This is a genomic window from Cupriavidus necator A5-1 (assembly GCF_000744095.1).
GTDB classification, from domain to species: Bacteria; Pseudomonadota; Gammaproteobacteria; order Burkholderiales; family Burkholderiaceae; genus Cupriavidus; species Cupriavidus necator_A.
In genome coordinates, this window is sequence record NZ_JQLI01000001.1 from 1,217,575 (window position 1) to 1,240,580 (window position 23,006).

Here is a 23,006-nt window from a genome sequence, read left to right on the forward strand (position 1 = left end):
CACCAGCCACGGTAGGGGCTTGCATTCTTCGTATGCTCGTTTAATATAGCTGATATCTCATATTTAAACAGAAACCCTGGAGACCCCATGAAGCCCAACAAGGAAGTGCTGAAGGATTTCTTTGTCGTATCCGCCGACAGCCATGTCAACGAGCCGCATGACCTGTGGAGCACCCGTGTGCCCGACGCCTTCAAGGCGCGCATGCCCCGCATCGAGGTGGACGCCCAGGGGCAGAAATGGTTCGTGATGGAGGGCCGGCGCCCCTCGAAGATCCGCGAGGCGCCGCGCGACGCGGGCGTGGACGTGGAAGCGTTCAAGGAACAGGACACCGACGAGCGTCCGCGCCTGGACCGCACCGCCGGCGCCATGTTCCAGAAGGTCGGCAATATCGACGAGCGCCGTTACCGTGACATGGACTACGACGGCATCGACGTCGAAATCGTGTTTCCGAACAAAGGCCTGGCCAACTGGTCCTCGCCCGACCCCGAGCACAACAAGGTGATGTGCCGCGTCTATAACGACTGGGTGAGCGAGGCCTTCAAGGGGCGCAACCGCAGTTTGCCCGTCGCGTGCATCGCGCCGGCCGACATCGAGGCGGCCGTGCTGGAGATCCAGCGCGTCGCCAGGCTCGGCTTTCACTCGGTGATGATGCCACCACTGGTGGGCAAGCGCGGCTACAACTCGCCGGACTTCGACCCGGTCTGGGCGGCTCTCAGCGACGCCAACCTGCCGGTGCTCTTCCACGCAGGCACCGGCAAGGACCCGCGCACCGCGGGCGGCAACGGCGGCGCCGTGATCAACTACGTCGTCCATGCGATGAACACCGTGCTGGAGCCGGTGGTGCAGATCTGCAGCAGCGGCGTGTTCGACCGCTTCCCCAGGCTCAAGTTCGCCACCATCGAAGCCGGCGCGGGCTGGGTCCCGTATGCGCTCTGGGCCATGGACCATGGCTATGAAAAGCATGCGTTCTGGGTCACCCCCAAGCTCAAGTACAAGCCCAGCGAATACTTCCGCATGCACGGCCACGCCAGCTTCCAGGACGACCCCATCGGCATCGAGACCCGCCACTGGATGGGCGTCGACGCCGTGATGTGGGGCAACGACTATCCGCACCTCGAAGGCACCTGGCCGCATTCGAAGGAAGTCATCGACGCGTTCGGCGACATCACGCGCGAGGAGAAGGCCAAGATCATCGGCCTGAACGCCGCCCGCCTGTTCCACATCGACGTGCCCGAAGCCTTGCGCGTGCCGGCGCCCAAGCGCGAGCCGGCTTCGGCCTGACCTACAGAGGACCTGCCATGGACGCCAGCATGCAACGAGAACTGCGCGATGTCTTCGGTACCTTCGTTACCGGGGTGACGGTGGTCACCACGCGCGATGCGCAAGGCACGCCGCACGGCGTGACCGCGAACTCCTTCAGCTCGGTCTCGCTCGACCCGCCGCTGGTGCTGTGGAGCCAGTCGCTGAAGGCGAACAGCTTCCCCGCATTCCGGGACAGCGAGCACTTCGTCGTGAACATCCTGGCCGAACAGCAGGTCGACGTCTCGCAGCGCTTCGCGCGCGCCGGCACCGACAAGTTCGACGGCGTCGCCGTGTCCAGCAACGAACATGGCATGCCCCGGATCGAAGGCAGCACGGCGTTCATCGAATGCCGCAAGGTGGCGACCTATCCCGGGGGCGACCACGCGGTGTTCCTGGGCCAGGTGGAGCGCTTTCACCGCACGCACAGCCGCCCGCTGGCGTTCGGAAACGGGAAGTACATGGTGACGCATGTGCACGACCTGGGGCCCGTGTCAGACGATCCCGCGGCGGCGACGCTCGAGCAGCTGGGCGCCTTGCGCCTGATCCATCATGCCCTGCCCGACATCGCCGCCCGCCTGCAAGGCATCGTCGGCCTTGGCGTCTGGGCCAATGCAGGGCCGACCGTGGTGCGCTGGGAGCCGGGGCCGGACCCGCTGACGAAGGAGCTCGTGAGCGGCGTGGTCGTCTCGCCGATCGAGTCGGCCACCGGCCTCGCGTTCTGCGCGCACCTGCCGCAGCGCAAGTACGGCCGCATCGTCGAAGCCGCCATCGGGAAACTCCCGCCGCGCGAGTTGACGCTGGCAGCATTCGAGGCGCGCCTGGCCGTCATCCGCCAGCAAGGCGTGGCACGTTCGGTCACGCAAGCGGCCGTGGACATCGCGGGGCTGAGCGCGCCGATCTTCAACCGCGAGGGGCGCATGATCGCCGCCCTCACGCTCGCGGACCGGGCCGAGGCGCTGCGCGGCGAAGACGACTGCCCGCGCACAAGGGCGCTACGCGAGGAAGCCGCGGCGCTGTCCCGCCGCATCGGCGCGCCGGCTCCAGCGGCATGACGCGCCGTGCCGGATTGGCCTCCCCGAAGCGGGGGCTCTGGCCCCTGCACAGACTGCGGTATACAACGAAGGTATCGGCCTGGTCCGACGCCATGGCAACTGTCGCCTGCGAAAGCGCGGCGCTTGTGCTGCCGCCTCCTCGCTCCAAGCGATCGGGGCCGGCATATCTTCGGCACGCCGAGCGCATAGCCATTGGAAGGAAAACTATGCTTGACTCACTATATATATATAATTAGCATATCTAATATGCCTATTTAATATTGACTAAGGCTTTCAATATCTAACCACTTAATTCAAAGCAGTGCCAACCAGAGGAAGGAGACATTATGAACGCATCCACTGATACCCGTAACTTCAACATTGCAGACAGAAACGAGTCGAAGCGTTTCCCGGACGGTTCACTTTTAGTTCGTGCCGGCACCCTGCCATGGACCCCCTGGGCCATGGACGGCACATACTTCAAGCTGCTCTCAATCGACCGGGCGATTGGGATGTTTACGGCTTTGCTCAAAATCGATCCCAATACCCAAACTCCGGACCACCATCATTTCGGCAATGCGCACGCCTATGTACTCGAAGGCGATTTCTCCTACGAATATGGGACGATCTACAAAGGTGATTACATCGTTGAGGCCGGCGGCATCAACCATGAGCCGACGATTGGAGCGGAAGGCTGTCTCCTGTTCGTAGTATTCTTCGCGGGAATCAGCGGTGTTGGAGAAGGAGGCATGCCGGCAGGTGAGTTCGTTGATTGCGAATGGATGTATCGTGCCGCTGCCGCAAACGGCGCTGCTGCCCACCTGCTACCGCCGCCAGTGCAGGAACGTAAGGCGCAATAAGGGGTCTTCACGAATTTCCCGAGCCAGGGGCCGAACTTTCGGCCATTCCTGAACGACCTTTTCATCGGGGACGGTGACGGCCAGCATGCTGGCTGTCACCGGACCGATGCCCGGCAGTTCTGCGGCGCGCCTTGCGACTGGTCTATTGTCGGCTTGAGAAGCGATTTGACCATCGAACTGGCTCAGCCGAGTCTTCAGCGCAGTGAGCTGCTCCTGGGCCTGCTGCAAACGGGGCGTGCACTGGATCGCCAAGCCTTGGCCAGACGACTTCCACGTTGGATCCAGTTCCCGACCACTCAACTTCCTCCAAGAACTGCACGTCGATTCCGCCAGAGCGGCGGATAGGGTCAGGCGGTGTTGAATCAGTCTTGCGCCGCTACATGGTCGAAGCGTCGGCCGCGTGATCCTGAGCTCAACTGGTGGTACTCGTACTTTCCATGCAACATCTGGCCGTAGCCGAGTGCAGAGCGCATTGATTGAAGGCGCGACTGGGCAGCAACCGCTGAGCTACCGTAAAATCGAGCATCAATCTCTCCCTCGCGTGCCAGCGTGACAATCCTGCAAGCGGGCTTGTAGCCACAGGAGCGCCCGCCTGGCACACCAAGGAAGGAAACTTTTGCGAATATCACCGTAGTATGCAATTCTGGATGACCATGGCCATCCAGAACGAAGTTGGCCGTGATTAGAATGTGTGGCGAATGCCAGCAGCCGCGCCAAACTGGTTGCTGCTGCCCTGCGAGAGGAAATAACCGTTGGCAAAGCCAATAGCCGACGTGTCGAAATTCAGCCCGGAATTCTTTGCGTAAGCCAGCGCCAGATAAATATCGGTGCGCTTGGACAACCTGTAGTCCGCCAGAAAGCTGACTTGCCATGGATTGGCCGGGTTGGCTGCCGGTGCCATGGAGCTCAGGCGCAATGACTTCAGATTGTCGTAGTAGTACCCCAGATGCAAGGCCATCGCAGTGGTGGCCTGGTAGTTCGCGCCAATCCAGTAGTAGTCGTCGCGTAGCAGGCCATTGCCAGCGGCGTCCTTGTCATCGCCCCAACGATAGCCGGCCATGAACTTGGCTGGCCCCACGGTATAACTGGCGGCCACACTCGCTTTCTTGACCGTCCCTGGGTTGCCCGTTGCAACCGCTGGGTTCCACTGATCGTACCCAACAGCCATGCCAAATGGACCGCCGCCATACGTCAGGGAAGCCCCATAAGCGGTGTTGTCGCGGAAATGCCCCGCCGTTTCGCCCACACCGCCAGCCAGCGACTGCACCCCCAGAGCGCCGACACCGGCGCCAAAGCTCCAGTGCGCCGCGACCGTGAGACCGCCGAACGCCCCCGCGTACTTGATCATATTGTCTTCCCGGAAGTTTGCACCCACCTGGGCCATCAAGGGTTCAAACGTCGCGGCAAAGTACAGCGGCACGAAGTTCGCGGAGGCATCGAACAGGGATGTGTACTGGCGGCCGAACGTCAGCGTGCCGTACTGCCCGCTCTTCAGACCGATAAACCCCTGACGACCGAACAGGCGGCCACTCGGCTGTGACCTGCCGTCGTCGACGCCGAAGCCACTTTCGAGCACGAAGAGTGCCTGCAGACCACCACCAAGGTCCTCCTCCCCGCGCAGCCCCCAGCGAGGGCCGGCCAATCCGCCAGTGGTCTGAAGTGAGAGCCGGTTGCCACCGCGCTATTGGGTAATGGCACCCGTCGCGGCGTTAACCGTCGGGGCGCTGCTGGCCATGTGATTGACGAATTCGATCGGCAGATCGAGCACGCCATACAGCGTGACGCCAGACTGGGCCCGCGTGGTACCGCTAAACGCGCCTAACAATGCCAGCGCAATAACCGTCCTCTTCATCTTCCTTTGTCTCCTCATTAAGAATCGATTGCCAGTACAGCGGAACGGACGAAAAAATGCCCGCCGTCGTGATGGACAGCAGCGTGAACGAAAGCAGGATCGAACTCGATGCGAACGGCAGCAGGCACAGGGCAGCGGCGGCAAGCGCCATGGCGATCGCATTCTGGCACCAGCGGCGTTCCTGGTCCGTGCTCGCGCCGAGATATGAGATAGATCATGGAGCCCATCGCGACGGCATTGGAAATCGCGGCATAGAGGCCGAGTCGACCTCTCCGCGGTAAGCCAACCTTACGCCATTCTGTCCAATTGTTACGCCTATTTATTCGCCACGTCTTTTGGGAAGGCCAGAATCAGCAACCCGCCAAGGAAAAGAAAAGCCGAAAGCGAATACATAATCAGGTTCGTGTTTTGCGTAACATCCTTAATCCATCCCACGAAAAACGTTCCGACAAAGCCAGACAGATTCCCGACGGAATTGATCATTGCGATACCCGCGGCTGCCGCGGTTCCACCCAAAAATGTGCTGGGCAGCGTCCAAAAAACCGGGATAACGGAGAGCACCCCCGCAGTAGCAATCGTCATGGCCATCACCGAAAGCCAGGTATTGTCGAAAAACAGTGCACTTAGAATAATACCGACTCCCCCAACGATTGCCGGGAGCGTCACATGCCATCTGCGCTCGCGAGTCCTGTCCGAATGCGCGCCCACGCATATCATCGCAATCAGCCCTGCCACATAGGGAATCGCGGCGAGAAAACCTATCGCCAACGGATCCCTGACCCCGCTTTGCGCAATTACTGTGGGAAGCCAAAACGACACGACATAGACGCCCATGACCACGCAAAAATACACCAGGCTTAGCAACCACATTTTCCCGCTGCATAGCGCATCACGAAAGGAATGACCATGCTTTGAACTGGCTTCAGCCGCCAAAGCCCGCTCCAGCTCAATCTTCTCGGAGCTGGTTAACCACTTAGCCTCCGAAATTCGATCGTCCAACATCATCAAAATCAAGACCCCGATCAGAACAGAGGGTATTGCCTCAAGCAAAAACAGCCACTGCCATGCATGAAATCCCAATACTCCGTTAAAACTCTGCATAATCCATCCAGACGTCGGAAATCCAATAATATTGCAAATCGGCAGCGACGCCAGAAAAATGGCCATCACTTTGCCGCGACGCTCCGTCGGGAACCAATAGGTAAGATACAGCACCACGCCCGGGAGGAATCCAGCCTCCGCGACTCCGAGGAGAAAACGAAGTACGTAGAAGGAAATCGGTGTCGTCACGAACATTGTGCAAGCCGAAAGAATTCCCCAAGTCAGCATAATCCTGGCAATCCATCGCCGAGCCCCTATCCGATGAAGAATGATATTACTTGGAACTTCAAAAAGAAAATATCCAATGAAAAATATTCCAGCACCAAAGCCATATACTTTTTCACTAAACCCCAGGGTATCTAGCATCTGCAGTTTGGCAAAGCCGACATTAACCCGATCCAAATAAGCAGCAATAAGCCCAATAAAGAGTAACGGTATTATTCTCCAGGTCACTTTTTTGTAGACTGAATAACTATCTTCCTCGCTGACTGTCAGCGCTTCGCGAACAACACCATCACTCATTTTCTGTCTCCGGAAAATTTAAATGCAGATTATTCTGTGCACGCCCTTACATATAAAACTGTAAAAATTTCCATGGCGGCGGTCGACCGCCGTCGCCGTTGTTGCTACGAAACGGCTATCACAAGGCTTGGCAACTAAAACCCCAACTACGCTGGAGATAGCTTTCAGCGATCAGAACCTGTGGCGAATGCCGACAGCCGCGCCGTACTGACTGATGCTGCCCTGAGCCAGGAAGTAGCCGTTCGCGAAGCCGTTGGCGCTGGTGTCGAAATTCAGGCCGGCGTTCCTTGAGTAGGCCGTGGTGAAATAGACGTCGGTGCGCTTGGACAAGTTGTAATCTGTGGTAAAGCTGATTTGCCACGGGTTAGCCGGGTTGACGGCTGGTGCCGCGGAGCCTAAACGCACTGTCTTCAGGTCGTCGTAGTAGTACCCCAGACTCAGGCTGAGCGCACTAGTGGCATCGTATTTCGCGCCAACCCAGTAGTAGTCGTCACGTACCAACGTATTGCCAGGCGCATCCTTGTTCTGCCCCCAGCGGTAGCCCGCGAAGAGCTTGACCGGACCAACGACATAGCTCGCGGCGGCGATCGCCTTCCTGGCGCTCCCGGAGTTGCCTGCTGTAAATGCAGGGTTCCACTGGTCGTACCCGATGGCCACGCCGAATGGGCCGGAGGCATACATCAAACTTGCACCATAGGCGGAGTTGTCGCGGATATGGCCAGCGCTTTCACCCGCGCCGCCACTAGCCAGGGGCGCCGTAGCGAGCGCCCCGACCCCGGCGCCGAAGCTCCAGTGAGCGACGACAGTGAGACCGCCGAAGACGCCGGTGTACTTCGCGGTATTGTCCTCGCGGAAGTTGGAGCCTAACTGGGTCACCAAGGGTTCATACAATGGTGCGAGAGTGAGCGGGCCGAAGTTCGAAAACGCGTCGAAGATGGATGTGTATTGGCGGCCGAAAGTCAGTGCACCGAATTGTGCGCTCCGCAGGCCGACATACGCCTGACGACCGAACAGGCGCGCACCCTGCTGCGATTTTCCGTCGTCGGCGCCGAAACCGCTCTCCAGCACAAACAGAGCTTGCACGCCACCGCCCAGGTCTTCGGCACCGCGGAGCCCCCAACGCGAACCAACCATGCCGCCGGTGGTTTGAAGTGAGAAGCGCTTGCCACCAGGCTGCTGCGTGATGGTCCCGGTGACGGGATTAACAGTCGGCGGGCCGCTGGCGATGTTATTGACGTACTCGATCGGCGTGTCAAGCACGCCGTACAGAGTGACGCTCGACTGCGCCTGCGCTGTACCAGCCGATGCGCTCAGCCCTGCCAGCAGAATCAGTGATTTCCTCATGCCCATCTGTCTCCCCTCTAGAATCGTTGTCGGCACGCAGGAACCGTCAATAGCCTCCATTCCATGTCGGCCGATCTTTTTAAATAATTCAATGAATTCGTTTACGCAGTCATTTCATTGGAAAAATAAGTTACGTAATTCGACGATGGAATAGGATCTTCTTACAGCTGAAACTGGACAGAAGGTCCGAACCCTCTGCTCGCGACAAGATCCAGGACAATTACCGATTCCACTGCCGAAATCAATAGCGTGCGCTTGCCACGGTATCTTGAATGACCTTGACTTTCAGCAGAACTATCCTTGATGCGTATTCGAATCAAGGAAGCGTCGGCGATACGCACCAACCCGCCGTCGAATCGGAAATTGAAAACCGGGACGCATTTCCTGGCGCCCGCCGGGCCGCCAGGAAAATCACTTACGCACAGAGTTATGGCTGACCAAGTGCTTTTACAATCCGCCCTCGTCGTTTACCCACCGCACAAAACGCTGAAGCGGATAAAAGCCGTCATGGGGCAGCCCGCGTTCGACACCACCAGCGTTGCCGATATCAACTACACGCTGCACTCCGGCACACGCAAGGGCATTGCGCAATTCGGCCTTACGCCCTGGCGGGTAGATACCGACTGTCTGCGTGGCCAGGGTTACGTATTGAAGAGCATCTGCCAGGCTAGGGACCGCAACCACATTCACCACGCGGCCATCAGGATGGAACCCAACCGGATCCTCCGAGCGGATCACGACCCCGGAACCGTTGTAGTCACCCCATACGCGGTAGAAGTCATCCATACCGCGCAATCCTTCGACCTCCTCGCGCATGCTGCTCGGCAAAGGGCGCCCTTCCGGCGTGCAGAACGGCCGTTCGACACCCATCCTCTCGATTAGCTTGGCGCAGTAGCGGTCGACCTGCTCGACAGTGCCCTCAACGAACTGGTATCTGCTCGACGCACACGCTTGCTGCTCGATCAGTGTCGCGTCGGTTGCAGCCAGGTCGGCAACGGATGTCAGCACCGCATCGGATTCAAAAGCTTCCTTGCCGATCATCGAGATCGATGTCTTGGGATCGAAGGCAACGAGTTCAAAGCCTGGCCCAATATAGTTCTTTGCGCTTCTAAGGGTCTGGTCACCGCCCCAGGCCGCCAGCTTGTCGAAATACTGCGGGCGAAACAACGCCCCCTCGACGCGTTCGTCGCCGCCGCGCCAGTAAGCGGCAGAAAACGAACGTGCTACGGGATGTCCGGGTGCCACCGACGAGATTGCGCGGATCAACATGGTAGCGGTGAACAGATCGTTTGACGGCAGCTTCAGCAAATGCACACCCTTGGTGAGCGCGGCCCATGCGACCGTCAGTGCCGCAGCCAACGGCGCGTTGCCGGCGATGATATGCACGATTCTTGGCGGATAGGCCCGGACCCGGTGGCTCCTGCCCGATGGTGGGTTCGGCATCTGCCGCCACCCGTCAAGGATGTCAGCACCGCCAAACTCCCTCTCCACCTGATATTCCAACTGTGCCCGATCAAACTGCGTCGGCAGCAACGCAAAGGAGCGCTTGAGCACCGGATACGGTAACGGGCTGGTTTTTGCGGCTTGCTCAAGCGCTTCTGCGACCAGTCCGTCCGGATCAGAGGCCAGGAACTTGCCGGTCTCGGCCAGCACGTCAATGATTTCAGAGAGCGGGGTTTCGAATGCCGGTCCAGGTTCTGATCGCTTCCACACAAGATCATTCAGTACCAGTTCCGGCGTCGCGAAGCGCGCGTGGGGCGGTCCATAGACCTGGCTACCCCCTTCGATAAACGCTCCCTTGATGATATGCCCTACTGATACAGGCAGGCTTGCAGATTCGATATTCATGCCGGGAGCCCTCCGCGAACATAGGCGTCGATCGTGCCGGCGCAGCCGATATGGTCTTCTTCCCCAACCGGGGCGTAGCGCGATACGGTGTCCAGCAGCGTCGGACCTGGCCGTCCGCATGGACACGTATGGCCCAGATCCATCGTGGCTTTATCGCCCGTGATCAATCCACCCCAGCGCCCTTCGTAAAGCAGGTCGAGGAAGCCTACCCTGCCAGTGATCTTGCCATCGACAGCATCCTTCTCGGTGAGCAGGCGCTGACCGGTACCGTCAAGCATCAGCAAAATCAATCCGGGCGGGACATGGTAGTGCTTCGCCTCACAGCGCGGCATCAATTGCGCCATCTCGGTCATGCCGTAAACGCCAACTTGTATCACTGGCCCGTAGAACGCACTAACCTGCTCACGATAATCGGCTGGAATGTTCAGGCCCTTGATCCCTCCACCCGGAAACAGCACGGTGTCTGGGTGAAAATCCCCATCGGGAATACCACGTTCACGTGCACGGTCTCGGATCATCAAATGCTGGGCCCATAGACCAAAGATGAACATCGGCTGATGGCGCATATCAAGTATCTTGTCGGCGAGTCGAAGCAACTCGTCCGCCGCCGCATCGGCCTTATCTTTCTGCTTGCGCTCAAACGCTTCAATTTCGTCCGGTAATGCGGTGCCATCCGCCAGCTTCCTGCGCATTGCGGCAGTTGCGCTGACTTCGGAGATGAGCAAAGGCTGTTCGTCAAGAGCATAGGTGCCACCCGGGCTGCCCCAGTTCTCTTCATTGGTAATACCCATTTCCACGGCACTGTTACGCCCCTTCATCGGACCCAACCAGAACACCGCGCGACCCGGGTTGGCCTTGGTGAATGGCCAACCCAGCGTGTACTTCATATGGCGCGTCTTGCGTGCACGATCCTTCATTGTGTGGTTGAGGAACGATACCTTTCCGCTGCTGCCGCTAGTGCACAATACTGCGTGGCCGGCAGCCCAGAGACGTTCGATCCAGTCATCCACATCTCGCACATCTTTGAGATCGACGTTCGATACATCAGTCGCGGAGAGTGTCTGGAGCCACTTCAGCAATGGCCCCCAGCGCCCTTTTTCAATCAGCTCCTGTGGATAGGATTTGTAGATGGTGTGCGCGAACAGAAGCGGCACTAGATCATCAAATGACTCGATACGCTGGATGCCAGCCTCATCCGCACGCTTGCGAAGCGCCGCAATTTGTTCCCGACGGACTGCAAATAGTTCCTGTGCGGCAGCAAGGCGCATGGATTGCAGCTCGGGAGCGGGCAAGTTGAATGCGTAATCAGGATCATGACTCATGTCGACGAGCCGATTGCACAAGGGTGTCAGCCCGGAAGTATCGACCGATGAGTTCTCCTTCTCATGCTTATCTACCTGAATTTCCATTCGTGTCTCCTCACGACTCGCTGGTCGCATTGTGTTAAATCTTGCTTGAGCTATGTATCGCCTTCAGTGCCGCGATGACTTGGGTGGTCACCCCGGATGGCCCCAGCTTGCGTATTCGCTCTGGCCAATGCCGACGAGGCACCCTTCGTTCGTTACGCAATATCCGGGTTCGCAACCCCTGCCGATCTGTTCCAAGCATAGCAGTTATCCAATATAAGTCGAGCCGTGCGATACTGCGTAGAAACCCTTGCTACCGGCACTGCGTCCGCGCAGGCCTGACCGTGGCTCGGTCGATAAAGGGGATCGCCGCCGGAAACAGGCCAGCGACCCTCAGACCACGCCTGCCGCACGCAGGCGTTCTACTTCTGCGATGGTCTTTCCGAGCAGGTTCAGCAGCACGTCCTCGGTGGCCTCGCCGAGTTCCGGCGCCGGCCGGATCGCGGGCGCAGGCGTGCCGAGCAGCCGTGGTGCAACGCCTTGCATCTTGAGCGGCCCAAGCCGTGGGTGGTCCAATGTGGCGATCGAGCCGCGCGCTTCGTAGTGCGGGTCCTTGGCGATCTCCTCGATGTTGTAGATCAGCGAATACGGCTGCTGACCGGCATCGAGCCTCGCGCAGGCTTCCTGCGCGGTCAGTGCGCGCACCCAGTCGCCCACGATGCCGTTGATCTCGGGCAGCCGCTCCGCACGCGCATCGTGCGTGCAAAAGCGGGGATCGGTGACCAGTTCTGGCTGGCCCATGCAGCCGCACAGCCGGGCGAAAAGCGCATCGCTGGACACCGTGATAACCAGGTAGCGGTTGTCGGCAGTCAGGAAGTGATCGCCGGGCGCCGCGTTGCGATTAAAGTTGCCTGAGCGCGAACGCGTGGTGCCCAGGCGATCGTAGCAAGTCAGCATGTTATCGGTGAGGCGGAACATCGCCTCGTACATCGCCGTGTCGATGTGCTGGCCCTTGCCGCCGCGTGCATCGCGGTGGTAGATCGCCATCATGATTGCGAAAGCGGCGAATACCGCGGTGCCGTAATCGGCGATAGCCACTCCCGGCCGCACGGGCGGCCGGTCGGGGAAGCCGGTGACGTTGAGGATGCCGGCGAACGCCTGTGCCATCCTGTCGTACGCCGGCCGCTGCGAATACGGCCCGGTCTGGCCGTAGCCGGAGATGCTGCACATCACCAGCCTGGGATTGATTTCCGACAGCGTCTCCCAACCCAGGCCCCAGCGCTCCATGGTGCCGGGGCGGAAGTTCTCAATCAGCACGTCGGCCTTGCTGGCGAGTCCGCGCAGGATCTCGCGGCCGTCTTCCGTGTGCAGGTCCAGCGTCATGGACCGCTTGCTGCGCGCTTCGACGTTCCACCAAAGGCTTTCGCCGTGCGAGAAGGGGCCGATCTGCCGCATCGGATCGCCGGCACCGGGCTGCTCGATCTTGATCACCTCTGCGCCGAAGTCGGCCAGCAGCGTTGCTGAAAATGGACCCGCGATCATGGTGCCGAGTTCGATGACACGCACACCAGCGAGAGGACCTCCGTGGGACTTGTTCATTGCTCGCTCCTTTCGTGATTGACATAGCTGTTATATCTTATTACGATAGATCGAAAGTTACCAAGGCCTAAAGCGAGAATCGATGTTCATCTATGACTGCTGTGACGTGATCGCCTTCGACGCCGAACGGCCTGGCCCGGTGTTCAGTTGAGCCTCATGCGAAACGAATACAGGCTGCTTCGACGCAAGCTGTGCAATGAGGCAGAGCTTCACTTCCTTCACCCCGCCCGACCGTCTAGGCGAATCGCGGACTGCGTGCCGGGTTAGAGCTTTCTCGCCTTCAAGAAGCCAAGCTGGATTAGGTGACGAGGGGTTGCAGCAGAACGGACGTATGGTCTAAGCAGACCACCCGGAACATTGGAGACACTCATGCCCATTCCTGAACCCAAGCCGCGCTCCGCGGCTCACACGCGGCGGATCACGTATCGCGGATGGCGCCGTGACGACGGTCTCTGGGATATCGAAGGGGAATTACTGGACATCAAGGAAACCGAGTGGGTCTCACGCGACAAGGGTCTACAGCCCCCAGGGGCCGCCGTACACCAAATGAAAGTGCGCATCTCCGTCGACCAGACGTTGACCGTCGTCGAGGCCCATGCCGAGATGCCCGAGACACCATTTGCCGAATGTCTCCCCGCTGCCTCACCTGTGCAGGGGTTGGTGGGCCAGAAGCTGGCACGAGGCTGGCGCAAGGCCATCGATCAAGCGATGGGTGGCACCCTCGGCTGCACGCACCTTCGCGAACTGCTGCAAGGTATTGGCACCGCGGCCTACCAGACCGTTGCATCCGCTCGCAACATCGGAGCCGACCCGACCCAGCCGCCCAGGCACCTTGGCCAGTGCATTTCGTGGGATTTCAGCGGACCGGTGATGAAGCGGCATCAGCCGGAATTTTACCGGGTGGCGCAAACAGACGGCTTCCGGCAACCTCAGGGAGAGGGATGCCAGGGCGGCTGAAAGCTCGTTTCCGCAATGTAGAGACTCGATGCTCGAGAAACCGGATATTCATCCATTTAACAACCGCTCCCACATCAACATCGCTGCAAATACGTAAAGCCCAGGACCAACACTGACACACCCTCAATCAATGAATGTCCTAAATACACTCCCATTTCAGCCACTGTCCGCCGGCCTTTCCCTCCTGCAAGGAGTCAGCGTACTCGATCTGACCACCTCGGTTGCCGGCCCTTACTGTACGCAGCTTCTGGCCGACTTGGGAGCCGAGGTAACAAAAGTCGAAAAACGCATCACAGGAGACGACACGCGCGCATGGGGACCTCCCTTCTTGGATGGCGAGTCCCTGTGGTTCCTAAGCGTAAATCGCAACAAGACCAGTATCACCATCGACCTGTTGCGCCCTGAGGGGCGAAAGGTGCTTCAAGAGCTTGTCAAGGCCAGTGACGTGGTGGTGCTGAACACCAGTGCTGTAGTGCAAAAGAAGCTGGGCGTCGACTACGAGACGCTCAGCGCACTGAACCGGTCGATCATTCACGTCTCCATTACCGGATTCGGGCTGCAAGGACCACGCGCCGAGTTGCCCTGCTACGACCTCATCGCGGAGGGCTATGCCGGGATCATGGACCTTACCGGCGAGGCGTCAGGGCCACCACAAAAGGTTGGCACGCCTGCGTCAGACCTTCTCGCAGGTCAGGACGCGGCAATGGCCACGCTAGCGGCCCTTTATGAAAGGCAGCGCACCGGTACAGGCAAGCAGATTGACGTTTCGATGGTAGCAAGCTCAGTACGCTTCATGGCTCCAAAGATGGTGCCATACCTTGGTTCTGGGGACTTGCAGCGGCGTTCTGCCGGGCGCGACTCGGTGATTGCAATCTATCAGGTCTTCGACACAGCCGACGAGCCGATTACGCTGGGCCTGGGTAACGATGCCATCTGGAGACGTTTTTGGGCTGCCGTTGGACGACCCGAATATGGCGAACAATCCGGCCTGGAATCAAATGCCAAGCGACGCAATGCGAGGGAGCGCATTGTAGCGACCATCGCAGACATCCTCGCTGGACGCACGCGCGCAGACTGGCTCTCGCTATTTGAGCAACACCGCATTCCAGCAGGGCCGATAAACACCATCGAGCAGTTGGCAGCCGATCCGATCTTTCAGGAAGAGGGGCTGTTCTTCGCAATACAGGGTCCGGAAGGGCTGATTCCGCAGGTCGGCTTGGGCATTCGTTTCGACGGCCAAAGTCATGCCGTTCGCAACCCACCGCCGGCATTGGGGCAGGATTCTGAGCGAATTCTCAGTGAACGCCTATCGATGTCATCTTCGTGCATCGCCGGGCTAGTTGATTCCGAAATCATCTAACAGGGAGACAAAACGTGACCTACGACGAAATTCTTTATGAAGAAGATGGCCCGATCGGCACCATTACGCTGAATCGTCCTGACGACGGCAACATGTTCACGGAAAGAATGTGCCACGAGATTCGTGACTGCATCAATTCCATCCGGCGCGAAACGCGCACGCGCGTCATTGTCATCACCGGTGCAGGCGACAAGTTCTTCTGTACCGGTGGCCGCAAGGATGGCATGCAGGACACGACGCTCTATGCCGGCGTGCTGCCCACCCTCGAGATGTATGAAAGCATCGACCGCCTTCAGAAGCCCGTGATCGCTTCCGTGAACGGCTTCGCCGTGGGTGGGGGCAACGTGCTCCAGGTGGTGTGCGACTTGACCATCGCAAAAGAGTCCGCCATCTTTCGTCAGGTCGGCCCCATGGTGGGGAGCTTCGACGCAGGCTACGGTACCTGGTACCTGGAAGACCTGGTCGGGAAGAAGCGCGCCAAGGACATCTGGTACCGCAATCCCAAGATCACAGCTCGCGAGGCGCTCGAGATCGGGCTGATCAATCGCGTGGTGCCCGACGACCAGTTGGCTGCCGCGACCCGCGAATATGCCCTCGAAGTCGCCGAACGCGGCGCCTTCGCACTGGCCTCGCTGAAGAGCGCCTTCAACGCGCGCCACGGCGGCGTGAGCGGCCTGTCCCGTATGGCTCACGACCTGCTGCTGCGCGGCTACCTGGATTCGGCCGAGCACGACGAACTCGCTGTCGCCTTCGCGGAACGCCGCAAGCCGGACACTACCAAGTTTGGCCATTGATGCGCGGGTGATCACCATGCAAAACATTCTGACGCTCCACAATCCCCAGAATGCGCGAGACTACTACCTGTCCGGGATCTGGCAGCACGAGACGCTGTACACTCTGGCCCGCCGTCATGCCCGGGAACGGCCAACGTCCTGCGCGCTGCGCGACGCCGATGTTCGCCTGACTTGGCGGGAAGTTCTCGAGTGGGTCGACAGCGTTGCCGAGGCACTGCACCAGCAAGGGCTGAAGCCCGGCGACCGCGTCGGCGTCTGGCTGCCCAACGTCGTGCAGGCCACCATCGTATTCCTGGCCTGCTCGCGCAATGGCTACGTCTGCTGCCCTTCGCTGCACCAGAACTACACGGTCGACGAGATCTGCACGCTGCTGAACCGCATCCAATGCCGCGCCCTGTTCGCGATGCCCGGCTATGGCGCCGATTCGGACCGCAACTCGATCTTCGGCCGTGCAGCCGATATTCCGACGCTCGCCGCCATGTTTGCCATGCCCGGCCAGGCCAATGGCGACCTCACCCTGCCCGCCGACACGCATCCGTACCCGGATCGCCTGCCCCCTTCCGCGTTGTCGACGCCGGACCTGAACCCGGACAAGATTGTGTACCTGGCCTTTACGTCCGGCACCACCGGCCTGCCCAAGGGCGTGATGCACAGCGACAACACGCTGCTGGCCAACGGCCGCGCCCTGGTCGAGGACTGGGGTCATACCGCGGACACCACCGTGCTGACGCTCAGCCCGATGAGCCATCACATCGCCACCGTGGCACTGGAACAGGTGCTCGTCTGTGGCGCGGAGCTCGTCGTGACCAACCTGCGCGCAGGCGAGCATGCGCTGGACTGGATCCTTGAGACCGGCGCGACCTACGTCATGGGTGTTCCCACCCATGCCATGGACATCCTGCAGGCCGTGCGCGACCGGAACATGGCATCGCTCGGCGACGTCCGTACCTTCTACATGGCGGGCGCAGCCATCCCGCGGGACGTCGCACAGAAATTCGTGAGCCTTGGCGTCACGCCCCAGAACGTCTATGGCATGACCGAAAACGGCTCCCACAACTATACGGTGCCGACCGACTCGACCGACACCATCGTATCGACCTGCGGGTGGGCATGCCGGGGCTATGAGGTCCGCCTGTGGAAGCAGGACAACCCCGACGTCGAGGCAGAAGTCGGAGAAATCGGCGAGATTGGCAGCCGCGGCGGTTTGCTGATGCTTGGCTACTTCAGCAATCAGGTTGCGACGGAAACGTCATTCAACATCCATGCCTGGTTCATGAGCGGGGACCTGGGCATCCTTGACGAGAATGGCTGCATCGCGATCGTTGGACGCAAAAAAGATCTGATTATTCGCGGCGGGCACAACATCCATCCCGCGCGCATCGAAGAGCTCGCCATGCGACATCCGATGGTTGAGCGTGCCGCCGCATACCCCATTCAGGATGAACGCCTTGGCGAAAAAGTGTGCCTGTCGGTAATCATTCGCACCGGAGGGGCCCTGGATCCCGACGACGTACTGGCACATTTGGCCAGCTGCGGCCTGTCCAAATATGACATGCCGGAGTACTTCCTTGGTTTGGACCAGTTCCCGCTGACGCCAAGCGGCAAGATCCTGAAGCGCGACCTGGTCGAGATGACCATGCGCGGCGAACTGAAGCCGGTGCCGGTCCGCTACAAGACCCGCGCCACGGCAGGAGCATGACCATGTCGATCGACATCAAGTTTGACGGCGCGTACGCGATCCTCACGCTCAACCGGCCCGAAGCACGCAACGCGCTGCAGTTCACCATGATCGAAGCGTTGTCCTACACGCTCGATCAGGTCGCGGCCTCCAACGCCCGGGCGCTGATCGTGACCGGGGCAGGCCAGAAGGCGTTCTGCGCCGGTGCCGACATCAAGGAGCTGATGGACCGCAGCCTGATGCAGCAACGCCAGGGCGCCCAGCTCGGTCAACGCACCTTCGACAAGCTGGCCAGGCTGCCGATTCCGTCGGTCGCTGTATTGCACGGGTATGCCTTTGGCGGGGGGCTGGAGCTTGCCATGGCCTGCACGTTCCGGATCGCGACGGTTCAGGCCCGCATGGGCCTGCCGGAGATCAAGCTGGGCCTGATCCCGGGCTACGGTGGCACGCAGCGCTTGCCCCGCCTGGTTGGCGAAGGCCGGGCACTGGAGATGGTGATGTCCGGACGCACGGTCGATGCGATTGAGTCCGAGCGCGTCGGGCTGGTGAACCGAGTGGTGGCCGACGGAGATCCCGTGGAGCTGGGCAAGGCTTTCATGTCCGAGTTCATCGGCTATAGCCGTTGTGCTTCGCTGTTCGCGCGCGAAGCAGTGGTCCGCGGCATGGCGACCACGCTCGAGGCCGGGCTCGAGATCGAAGCGGATCTGTCCACGCTGGCCTATCAGACCGATGACGCCGTCGAGGGCATGCGCGCCTTTACCGAGAAACGTACACCGGAGTTCAAGGATGCCTGATCTCACACAGGGCGCCGTCATCGTGACCGGCGGCAGCCGGGGCATCGGTGCCTCCATTTCCGTGGAACTGGCGCGCATCGGCCTGCACGTGGCCTGCCTGTCGCGTTCGGGGGAACTGCCTGACGCCGGCTCGCTCGATGCCGATGCACAGAAGCGGTTGGTGGCACTGCGCTGCGATATCACCGATGCCGCTTCCGTCGCTGCGGCATTCGCCGAGGTGCCTGCATTATTCGGCAAGCCGATCGTCGGCCTGGTCAACAACGCGGGCATCCACCTGCAGGGCCCGTCCGCGTCGTTCCCGATCGCAGACTTCGAGCGCGTGATGCAGACCAACGCCTCCTCTGTCCTGCTTGCCAGCCAGGTAGCCTACCCCTACCTGCGCGAGGCTGGCTCGTCGCTGATCGTCAACATCGGCTCGTTCTACGACAAGCTCGGCGTGCGGAGCAATGCCGCCTATTGCGCGTCCAAGGCTGCCGTGGGCGCGATCTCGCGCTGCCTGGCTGTCGAATGGGCGCGCGACGGCATCCAGGTCGTCAATATCGCGCCCGGCTATATCGAGACCGACCTGAACCGTGGCGAACTGAACGAGGGCGCGCTCCAGGCATTTCTCAAGAAGCGCATCCCCGTCGGAGGCCCCGGCCAGTCTGACGATATCGGACACCTTGCCGCCATGCTGTTCCGGCTGCCCGGGCGCTTCCTGACGGGCGAAACGCTCTATGTCGATGGCGGCCAGGGCATGGCGCTGTAGCCACCGCCCGGTCGCTACACAGCCCCACTAACGGAGGAAGACATGAACATGCTGGACCGGATGGACGCGCGGCTGTCGCTGTCGTCCGAGGAACGCATGCTCCTGGACAGCGTCAAGGAGCTTTGCAACACCCAGATCGCGCCACGCGCGGCCGAGTATGACCGCACGGGTGCGTTTCCCTGGGAGAACGTGAAAGCCATCAACGAGCTGGGCCTGAACGCCATGTTCATTCCCGACCTGTATGGCGGGGCGCAGCTGTCCTTTCTCAGCTACCTGGCTTGCGTGCGGGAAATTTCCAAGGCTTGCGCCTCTACCGGCATCGTCTGGGCGACGAATTTCCACGCCATCAAGCCGCTGATCGAGTACGGCAGCGAAGAACAGAAGAGCCGGCTGTTGCCGCGCATCGCCGACGGCGGGCTGGCGTCGCTGGCCATCACCGAGCCCTCGGCGGGATCGGATGCCACCGGCATGCGCACGAATTTTACCCCGGACGGCGACGACATCGTCATCAACGGCGGCAAGACCTTTATCACCAACGGCGATGTGGCCGACCTGTATTTGGTGTTCGGCAAATGGTCAGAGATCAGCGATCCCAAGGCAGCCATCTCCGTGCTGATTCTGGAAACGGGCACCGAGGGCCTGCGCGTGCTCGGCACCGAGCACAAGATGGGCACGCGCGCGTCCAGCACCGCCAGCCTGGCCTTCGACGGCTGCCGCGTGCCGCGCGCCAACCTGATCGGCGCACCCGGCGAGGGCCTGCAGATCCTGTTCGGCTCGCTGAACCGCTCGCGCCCCAGCGTTGCGGCGCACGCGCTGGGCATTGCGCGCGCGGCGTTCGAGGATGCAGTCGACTACATCAATGAGCGGCGCCAGTCCGGCAAGCGGATCCTCGAGTTCCAGGGTATCCAGTTCATGCTGGCAGACCTGGCCACGGAGCTGGCGTTGTGCGAATCGTGGCTCTGGCGCGTGGGCGAGATGGTGGATGCCGGCGACCGAGATTTCGGCATTGAAGCCTCGATGCTCAAGCAACGCGCCACCGATGCGGCCATGCGCATCACCACCGATGCCGTGCAACTGTTCGGCGGCTATGGCTACTGCAACGACTACCGCGTCGAACGGCTGATGCGCGATGCCAAGATTACCCAGATCTGGGAAGGAACCAACCAGGTACACCGCCAGCTGATCGGGCGCAGCTTCCTGAAGAAATAGGAGACGGATGTGACAACCATCAAAACCGTCGGCGTCGCGGGCGCCGGCACCATGGGCGCGGGCATTGCCATCGTTGCCGCCCGCGCGGGCTTCAAGACCATCGTGTTCGATGCCCGGCAGGAGGCGCTGGACCGCACCCGCGGCCAGACCGAAGCGTTCCTGAAGAAGTCTGAGGAGCGCGGCAAACTGCCGGCCGGCGCCGCCGTCGCGGCACTGTCTCGTTGGGAGGGCACCACCGAACTGAGTGGGCTGGCCAGTTGCGACATCATCATCGAAGCCATCTTCGAGGATCTGGCGGTCAAGCATCAGCTGTTCGGCCAGCTCAATGAGGTCTGCCCGCCGGCCACGATCTTTGCGTCGAATACGTCCACGATCTCGATCACCGAGATTGCTGGCGGTTCCGGCCGGCCGGACCGCTTCGTTGGCATGCATTTCTGCCTGCCTGCGCAGCTGATGAAGCTGATCGAGATGTCGCCTGGCCTGGCCACCTCGGATGAGACCTTCAAGACAGCGTGGGCCTTTGCCGAGGCAATGGGACAAAAGCCGGTGGCCACGCAGGATACGCCGGGATTCATCCTCAACTACTTCCTGATCCCGTTCAACAACGATGCGATCCGGCTGGTGGAACAAGGCGTCGCCGAGCCGGCCGGCATCGACACCGCCATCAAGACTGCGCTGGGCTATCCGATGGGACCGCTCGAGTTGCTGGACCTGGTTGGCATGGACACCCAGAAACTGCTGTGCGAAGCCATGCATGGCCTGACCCACGAGCCACGCGCCGCCTGCCCGCCGCTGGTGCGCCGCATGATCGCCGCCAAGCGCCTGGGCAAGAAGACCGGCCAGGGCTTCCACGCCTACGGCGACACCAAGATGTTTGGAGCCTGATATGCGCTACGAAATCGTAAAAGCTGGCGAGAGCCGTTCCTTTCCCACTTCCCACCCGTTCCTCGATCAAGCCGCACCGCATGGCGAAGGGCTGTTCTACCTGGGCATGGACGCCGGACGCGCAATCGACAAGGGCGAAGGACACGAATCGCGCACGTTCGTCGCCATTGAACTGGGAACCGAATGCCTGGGTTCCCATACGGGCGAGCACCGTGGGGAAGAAGGCTCCAATGTGGTTGGATTCGCCCGCTTCCGGCTGGGCGACGCCGATCCGAGCCCGCTGGTCGAGCTCGTCAGGCAACCGGGCACGCACCCTGCGGCGATCGAAGCCGCCAAGGCGGTGTTCCAGGCGGCAGGCCTGGTTGTCGCGGTCTGCAATGACTTTCCCGGCCGCATTGTCGACAGGCTGATCCGCCCGTACTTCAACGCGGCGTTGCGCCGCCTGGACGAGAAGCTGGCCAGCGCCGATGACCTGGACAAGACCTTGTGCCTGGGCCTCGGCTACCCGGAGGGCCCGATCTCGCTGCTGGAACGCACTGGCCTGGCGCACCATTTCCGCGTCACCCAGGCGCTGCACGAAGCCCTCGGCCAGGAGCCTTACGCGCCGGCACGGCGCGCGCGCGTCGCCGCGGATCGCGAAGAACGGGTAGAGCGAGGATTGCCATGCGCCAACCGCTGACCGGTGTGAAGGTGCTGGACTTCAGCACCCTGCTGCCCGGACCGCTGTGCTCGCTGCTGCTGGCGGAGGCGGGCGCCGAAGTCATCAAGTTCGAACGCCCCGGCCGGGGCGACGAAATGCGCTCGTACGAGCCGAAGGTCGATGACGACAGCGCGAATTTCGTGCTGCTCAACCGCGGCAAGCTGTCTGTCGCCATCGACCTGAAGTCGCCGGAGGCGCTGATCCAGCTGCTGCCGCTGATCCGCGAGGCCGATGTCCTGATCGAGCAGTTCCGTCCCGGCGTCATGGATCGCCTGGGCTTGGGCTACGCCGCGTTGGCTGAAGTCAACCCGCGCCTGGTCTACTGCTCGATCACTGGCTTCGGCCAGCACGGCCCGCGCGCGTCGGAAGCCGCGCATGACCTGAATTACGTGGCGGCATCCGGCACGCTTTCGCTGACCGCGGGCAACGATGGTGCGCCGGTCCTGCCGCCTGCCCTCATCGCTGACATCGCCGGCGGCACCTATCCGGCGATGATCAATATCCTGCTCGCATTGCGTCAGCGCGACCAGACCGGCAAGGGCGTTCACCTGGATGTGGCCATGGCCGACAACCTCTTTACGTTCCAGTACTGGGGGCTTGGCAATGGTGCGCTGGGAAACTGGCCGGCACCGGCGTCCGAGCTGGTCACAGGCGGCACGCCGCGCTACCAGGTCTACCGAACCGCGGATGGGGCCTTCCTGGCCGCCGCGCCGCTGGAAGACAAGTTCTGGGACAACTTCGTCGCGCTGGTCGGGCTGGATGCCACCGCGCTGGCGCGGATGTCACCACACCAGGCCATCGAGGCGGTGGCGGCGGCCATTGCCCGGCATCCGGCTGCCTATTGGGAAGACCGCTTCACCGGACAGGATGTCTGCACAAGCCGTGTCGTCAGCCTGGAAGAAGCCCGGCACGACCCGCATTTCCAGGCACGCGGCCTGTTCGCCCGCTCCGTCACCACCGCGGCGGGCGGGACCCTGCCGGCCTTGCCGGTGCCCGTCGATGCCGCATTTCGCAGCCCGGATCGCACGGCCGCCTCGCCGGCCCTGGGCGCGCACAACCAACTTCTGTATCGTTGA

Annotated in this window: 20 protein-coding genes; 13 read left to right on the top strand and 7 right to left on the bottom strand. The window is 61.1% G+C overall.

Annotated features, from left to right (window positions below):
- Nucleotides 1-87 precede the first annotated feature (87 nt).
- The 3 genes from K307_RS05355 to K307_RS44235 all read left to right on the top strand — a co-directional run bounded on the left by K307_RS05355 (nt 88) and on the right by K307_RS44235 (nt 3,193).
- Nucleotides 88-1,281: an amidohydrolase family protein gene (locus tag K307_RS05355; protein ID WP_051974676.1), complete on the top strand. Its 1,194-nt coding sequence runs from the start codon at nt 88-90 to the stop codon at nt 1,279-1,281.
- Between the two features lie 17 nt (nt 1,282-1,298).
- Nucleotides 1,299-2,354 carry a flavin reductase gene (locus K307_RS47570; protein ID WP_042876798.1) on the top strand — a complete coding sequence of 352 codons (1,056 nt, stop codon included), beginning with the start codon at nt 1,299-1,301 and terminating at the stop codon, nt 2,352-2,354.
- A 326-nt stretch (nt 2,355-2,680) separates the two neighbouring features.
- Complete coding sequence (locus K307_RS44235) at nt 2,681-3,193, top strand: cupin domain-containing protein (protein WP_051974677.1); 513 nt, start codon at nt 2,681-2,683, stop codon at nt 3,191-3,193.
- 682 nt (nt 3,194-3,875) lie between these two features.
- Here K307_RS44235 and K307_RS05370 read toward each other — a convergent pair.
- The 7 genes from K307_RS05370 to K307_RS05400 all read right to left on the bottom strand — a co-directional run bounded on the left by K307_RS05370 (nt 3,876) and on the right by K307_RS05400 (nt 12,805).
- Nucleotides 3,876-4,835 (bottom strand): porin, encoded by a 960-nt coding sequence (locus K307_RS05370; protein WP_419187107.1) that lies wholly within the window; start codon nt 4,833-4,835, stop codon nt 3,876-3,878.
- A gap of 166 nt (nt 4,836-5,001) precedes the next feature.
- Nucleotides 5,002-5,196, bottom strand: coding sequence for a hypothetical protein (locus K307_RS47575; protein ID WP_155301091.1), 195 nt, complete (start codon nt 5,194-5,196; stop codon nt 5,002-5,004).
- A 164-nt stretch (nt 5,197-5,360) separates the two neighbouring features.
- The gene (locus tag K307_RS05380) at nt 5,361-6,668 is read right to left on the bottom strand and encodes an MFS transporter (RefSeq protein ID WP_042876802.1); all 1,308 of its coding nucleotides are present in this window, start codon (nt 6,666-6,668) and stop codon (nt 5,361-5,363) included.
- A 171-nt stretch (nt 6,669-6,839) separates the two neighbouring features.
- Nucleotides 6,840-8,012 carry a porin gene (locus K307_RS05385; RefSeq protein WP_042881407.1) on the bottom strand — a complete coding sequence of 391 codons (1,173 nt, stop codon included), beginning with the start codon at nt 8,010-8,012 and terminating at the stop codon, nt 6,840-6,842.
- Nucleotides 8,013-8,459: 447 nt separating this feature from the next.
- Nucleotides 8,460-9,860: an acyl-CoA reductase gene (locus K307_RS05390; protein ID WP_042876803.1), complete on the bottom strand. Its 1,401-nt coding sequence runs from the start codon at nt 9,858-9,860 to the stop codon at nt 8,460-8,462.
- The gene (locus tag K307_RS05395) at nt 9,857-11,269 is read right to left on the bottom strand and encodes a hypothetical protein (RefSeq protein ID WP_230625509.1); all 1,413 of its coding nucleotides are present in this window, start codon (nt 11,267-11,269) and stop codon (nt 9,857-9,859) included. The genes K307_RS05390 and K307_RS05395 overlap by 4 nt, the downstream gene beginning before the upstream one ends.
- Nucleotides 11,270-11,599: 330 nt before the next feature.
- Nucleotides 11,600-12,805, bottom strand: coding sequence for a CaiB/BaiF CoA transferase family protein (locus K307_RS05400; RefSeq protein ID WP_042876806.1), 1,206 nt, complete (start codon nt 12,803-12,805; stop codon nt 11,600-11,602).
- A 369-nt stretch (nt 12,806-13,174) separates the two neighbouring features.
- On the opposite strand from K307_RS05400, the gene K307_RS05405 reads away from it, so the two are divergent.
- From K307_RS05405 to K307_RS05450, 10 genes are all read left to right on the top strand, one after another.
- Nucleotides 13,175-13,762, top strand: coding sequence for a DUF2889 domain-containing protein (locus K307_RS05405; RefSeq protein ID WP_051974678.1), 588 nt, complete (start codon nt 13,175-13,177; stop codon nt 13,760-13,762).
- A gap of 130 nt (nt 13,763-13,892) precedes the next feature.
- On the top strand, nt 13,893-15,122 hold the full coding sequence (locus tag K307_RS05410; protein WP_042876808.1) for a CaiB/BaiF CoA transferase family protein: 1,230 nt from the start codon (nt 13,893-13,895) through the stop codon (nt 15,120-15,122).
- A gap of 14 nt (nt 15,123-15,136) precedes the next feature.
- Nucleotides 15,137-15,916 carry an enoyl-CoA hydratase-related protein gene (locus K307_RS05415; protein WP_042876810.1) on the top strand — a complete coding sequence of 260 codons (780 nt, stop codon included), beginning with the start codon at nt 15,137-15,139 and terminating at the stop codon, nt 15,914-15,916.
- A 16-nt stretch (nt 15,917-15,932) separates the two neighbouring features.
- Nucleotides 15,933-17,615: a class I adenylate-forming enzyme family protein gene (locus K307_RS05420; protein ID WP_042881414.1), complete on the top strand. Its 1,683-nt coding sequence runs from the start codon at nt 15,933-15,935 to the stop codon at nt 17,613-17,615.
- 2 nt (nt 17,616-17,617) lie between these two features.
- The gene (locus K307_RS05425) at nt 17,618-18,388 is read left to right on the top strand and encodes an enoyl-CoA hydratase/isomerase family protein (RefSeq protein WP_042876812.1); all 771 of its coding nucleotides are present in this window, start codon (nt 17,618-17,620) and stop codon (nt 18,386-18,388) included.
- Nucleotides 18,381-19,136, top strand: a complete 756-nt coding sequence (locus tag K307_RS05430) for an SDR family NAD(P)-dependent oxidoreductase (RefSeq protein ID WP_042876814.1) — start codon at nt 18,381-18,383, stop codon at nt 19,134-19,136. The genes K307_RS05425 and K307_RS05430 overlap by 8 nt, the downstream gene beginning before the upstream one ends.
- Nucleotides 19,137-19,178: 42 nt before the next feature.
- A complete protein-coding gene (locus tag K307_RS05435; RefSeq protein WP_042876816.1) occupies nt 19,179-20,345 on the top strand; it encodes an acyl-CoA dehydrogenase family protein in 1,167 nt (388 codons plus the stop codon).
- A 9-nt stretch (nt 20,346-20,354) separates the two neighbouring features.
- Nucleotides 20,355-21,230 (top strand): 3-hydroxyacyl-CoA dehydrogenase family protein, encoded by an 876-nt coding sequence (locus K307_RS05440; RefSeq protein WP_042876818.1) that lies wholly within the window; start codon nt 20,355-20,357, stop codon nt 21,228-21,230.
- A 1-nt stretch (nt 21,231) separates the two neighbouring features.
- On the top strand, nt 21,232-21,909 hold the full coding sequence (locus K307_RS05445) for a 3-hydroxyacyl-CoA dehydrogenase family protein (RefSeq protein WP_042876820.1): 678 nt from the start codon (nt 21,232-21,234) through the stop codon (nt 21,907-21,909).
- Nucleotides 21,894-23,006, top strand: a complete 1,113-nt coding sequence (locus K307_RS05450) for a CaiB/BaiF CoA transferase family protein (protein WP_042876822.1) — start codon at nt 21,894-21,896, stop codon at nt 23,004-23,006. Before K307_RS05445 ends, K307_RS05450 begins: the two co-directional genes overlap by 16 nt.

Bases quoted from the DNA above. Each gene is read 5' to 3' on its own strand.
- K307_RS05355 (WP_051974676.1), top strand. From the start codon at position 88: ATGAAGCCCAACAAGGAAGTGCTGAAGGATTTCTTTGTCGTATCCGCC.
- K307_RS47570 (WP_042876798.1), top strand. From the start codon at position 1,299: ATGGACGCCAGCATGCAACGAGAACTGCGCGATGTCTTCGGTACCTTC.
- K307_RS44235 (WP_051974677.1), top strand. From the start codon at position 2,681: ATGAACGCATCCACTGATACCCGTAACTTCAACATTGCAGACAGAAAC.
- K307_RS47575 (WP_155301091.1), bottom strand. From the start codon at position 5,196: ATGGCGCTTGCCGCCGCTGCCCTGTGCCTGCTGCCGTTCGCATCGAGT.
- K307_RS05380 (WP_042876802.1), bottom strand. From the start codon at position 6,668: ATGAGTGATGGTGTTGTTCGCGAAGCGCTGACAGTCAGCGAGGAAGAT.
- K307_RS05385 (WP_042881407.1), bottom strand. From the start codon at position 8,012: ATGAGGAAATCACTGATTCTGCTGGCAGGGCTGAGCGCATCGGCTGGT.
- K307_RS05390 (WP_042876803.1), bottom strand. From the start codon at position 9,860: ATGAATATCGAATCTGCAAGCCTGCCTGTATCAGTAGGGCATATCATC.
- K307_RS05395 (WP_230625509.1), bottom strand. From the start codon at position 11,269: ATGGAAATTCAGGTAGATAAGCATGAGAAGGAGAACTCATCGGTCGAT.
- K307_RS05400 (WP_042876806.1), bottom strand. From the start codon at position 12,805: ATGAACAAGTCCCACGGAGGTCCTCTCGCTGGTGTGCGTGTCATCGAA.
- K307_RS05405 (WP_051974678.1), top strand. From the start codon at position 13,175: ATGCCCATTCCTGAACCCAAGCCGCGCTCCGCGGCTCACACGCGGCGG.
- K307_RS05410 (WP_042876808.1), top strand. From the start codon at position 13,893: ATGAATGTCCTAAATACACTCCCATTTCAGCCACTGTCCGCCGGCCTT.
- K307_RS05420 (WP_042881414.1), top strand. From the start codon at position 15,933: ATGCAAAACATTCTGACGCTCCACAATCCCCAGAATGCGCGAGACTAC.
- K307_RS05425 (WP_042876812.1), top strand. From the start codon at position 17,618: ATGTCGATCGACATCAAGTTTGACGGCGCGTACGCGATCCTCACGCTC.
- K307_RS05430 (WP_042876814.1), top strand. From the start codon at position 18,381: ATGCCTGATCTCACACAGGGCGCCGTCATCGTGACCGGCGGCAGCCGG.
- K307_RS05435 (WP_042876816.1), top strand. From the start codon at position 19,179: ATGAACATGCTGGACCGGATGGACGCGCGGCTGTCGCTGTCGTCCGAG.
- K307_RS05445 (WP_042876820.1), top strand. From the start codon at position 21,232: ATGCGCTACGAAATCGTAAAAGCTGGCGAGAGCCGTTCCTTTCCCACT.
- K307_RS05450 (WP_042876822.1), top strand. From the start codon at position 21,894: ATGCGCCAACCGCTGACCGGTGTGAAGGTGCTGGACTTCAGCACCCTG.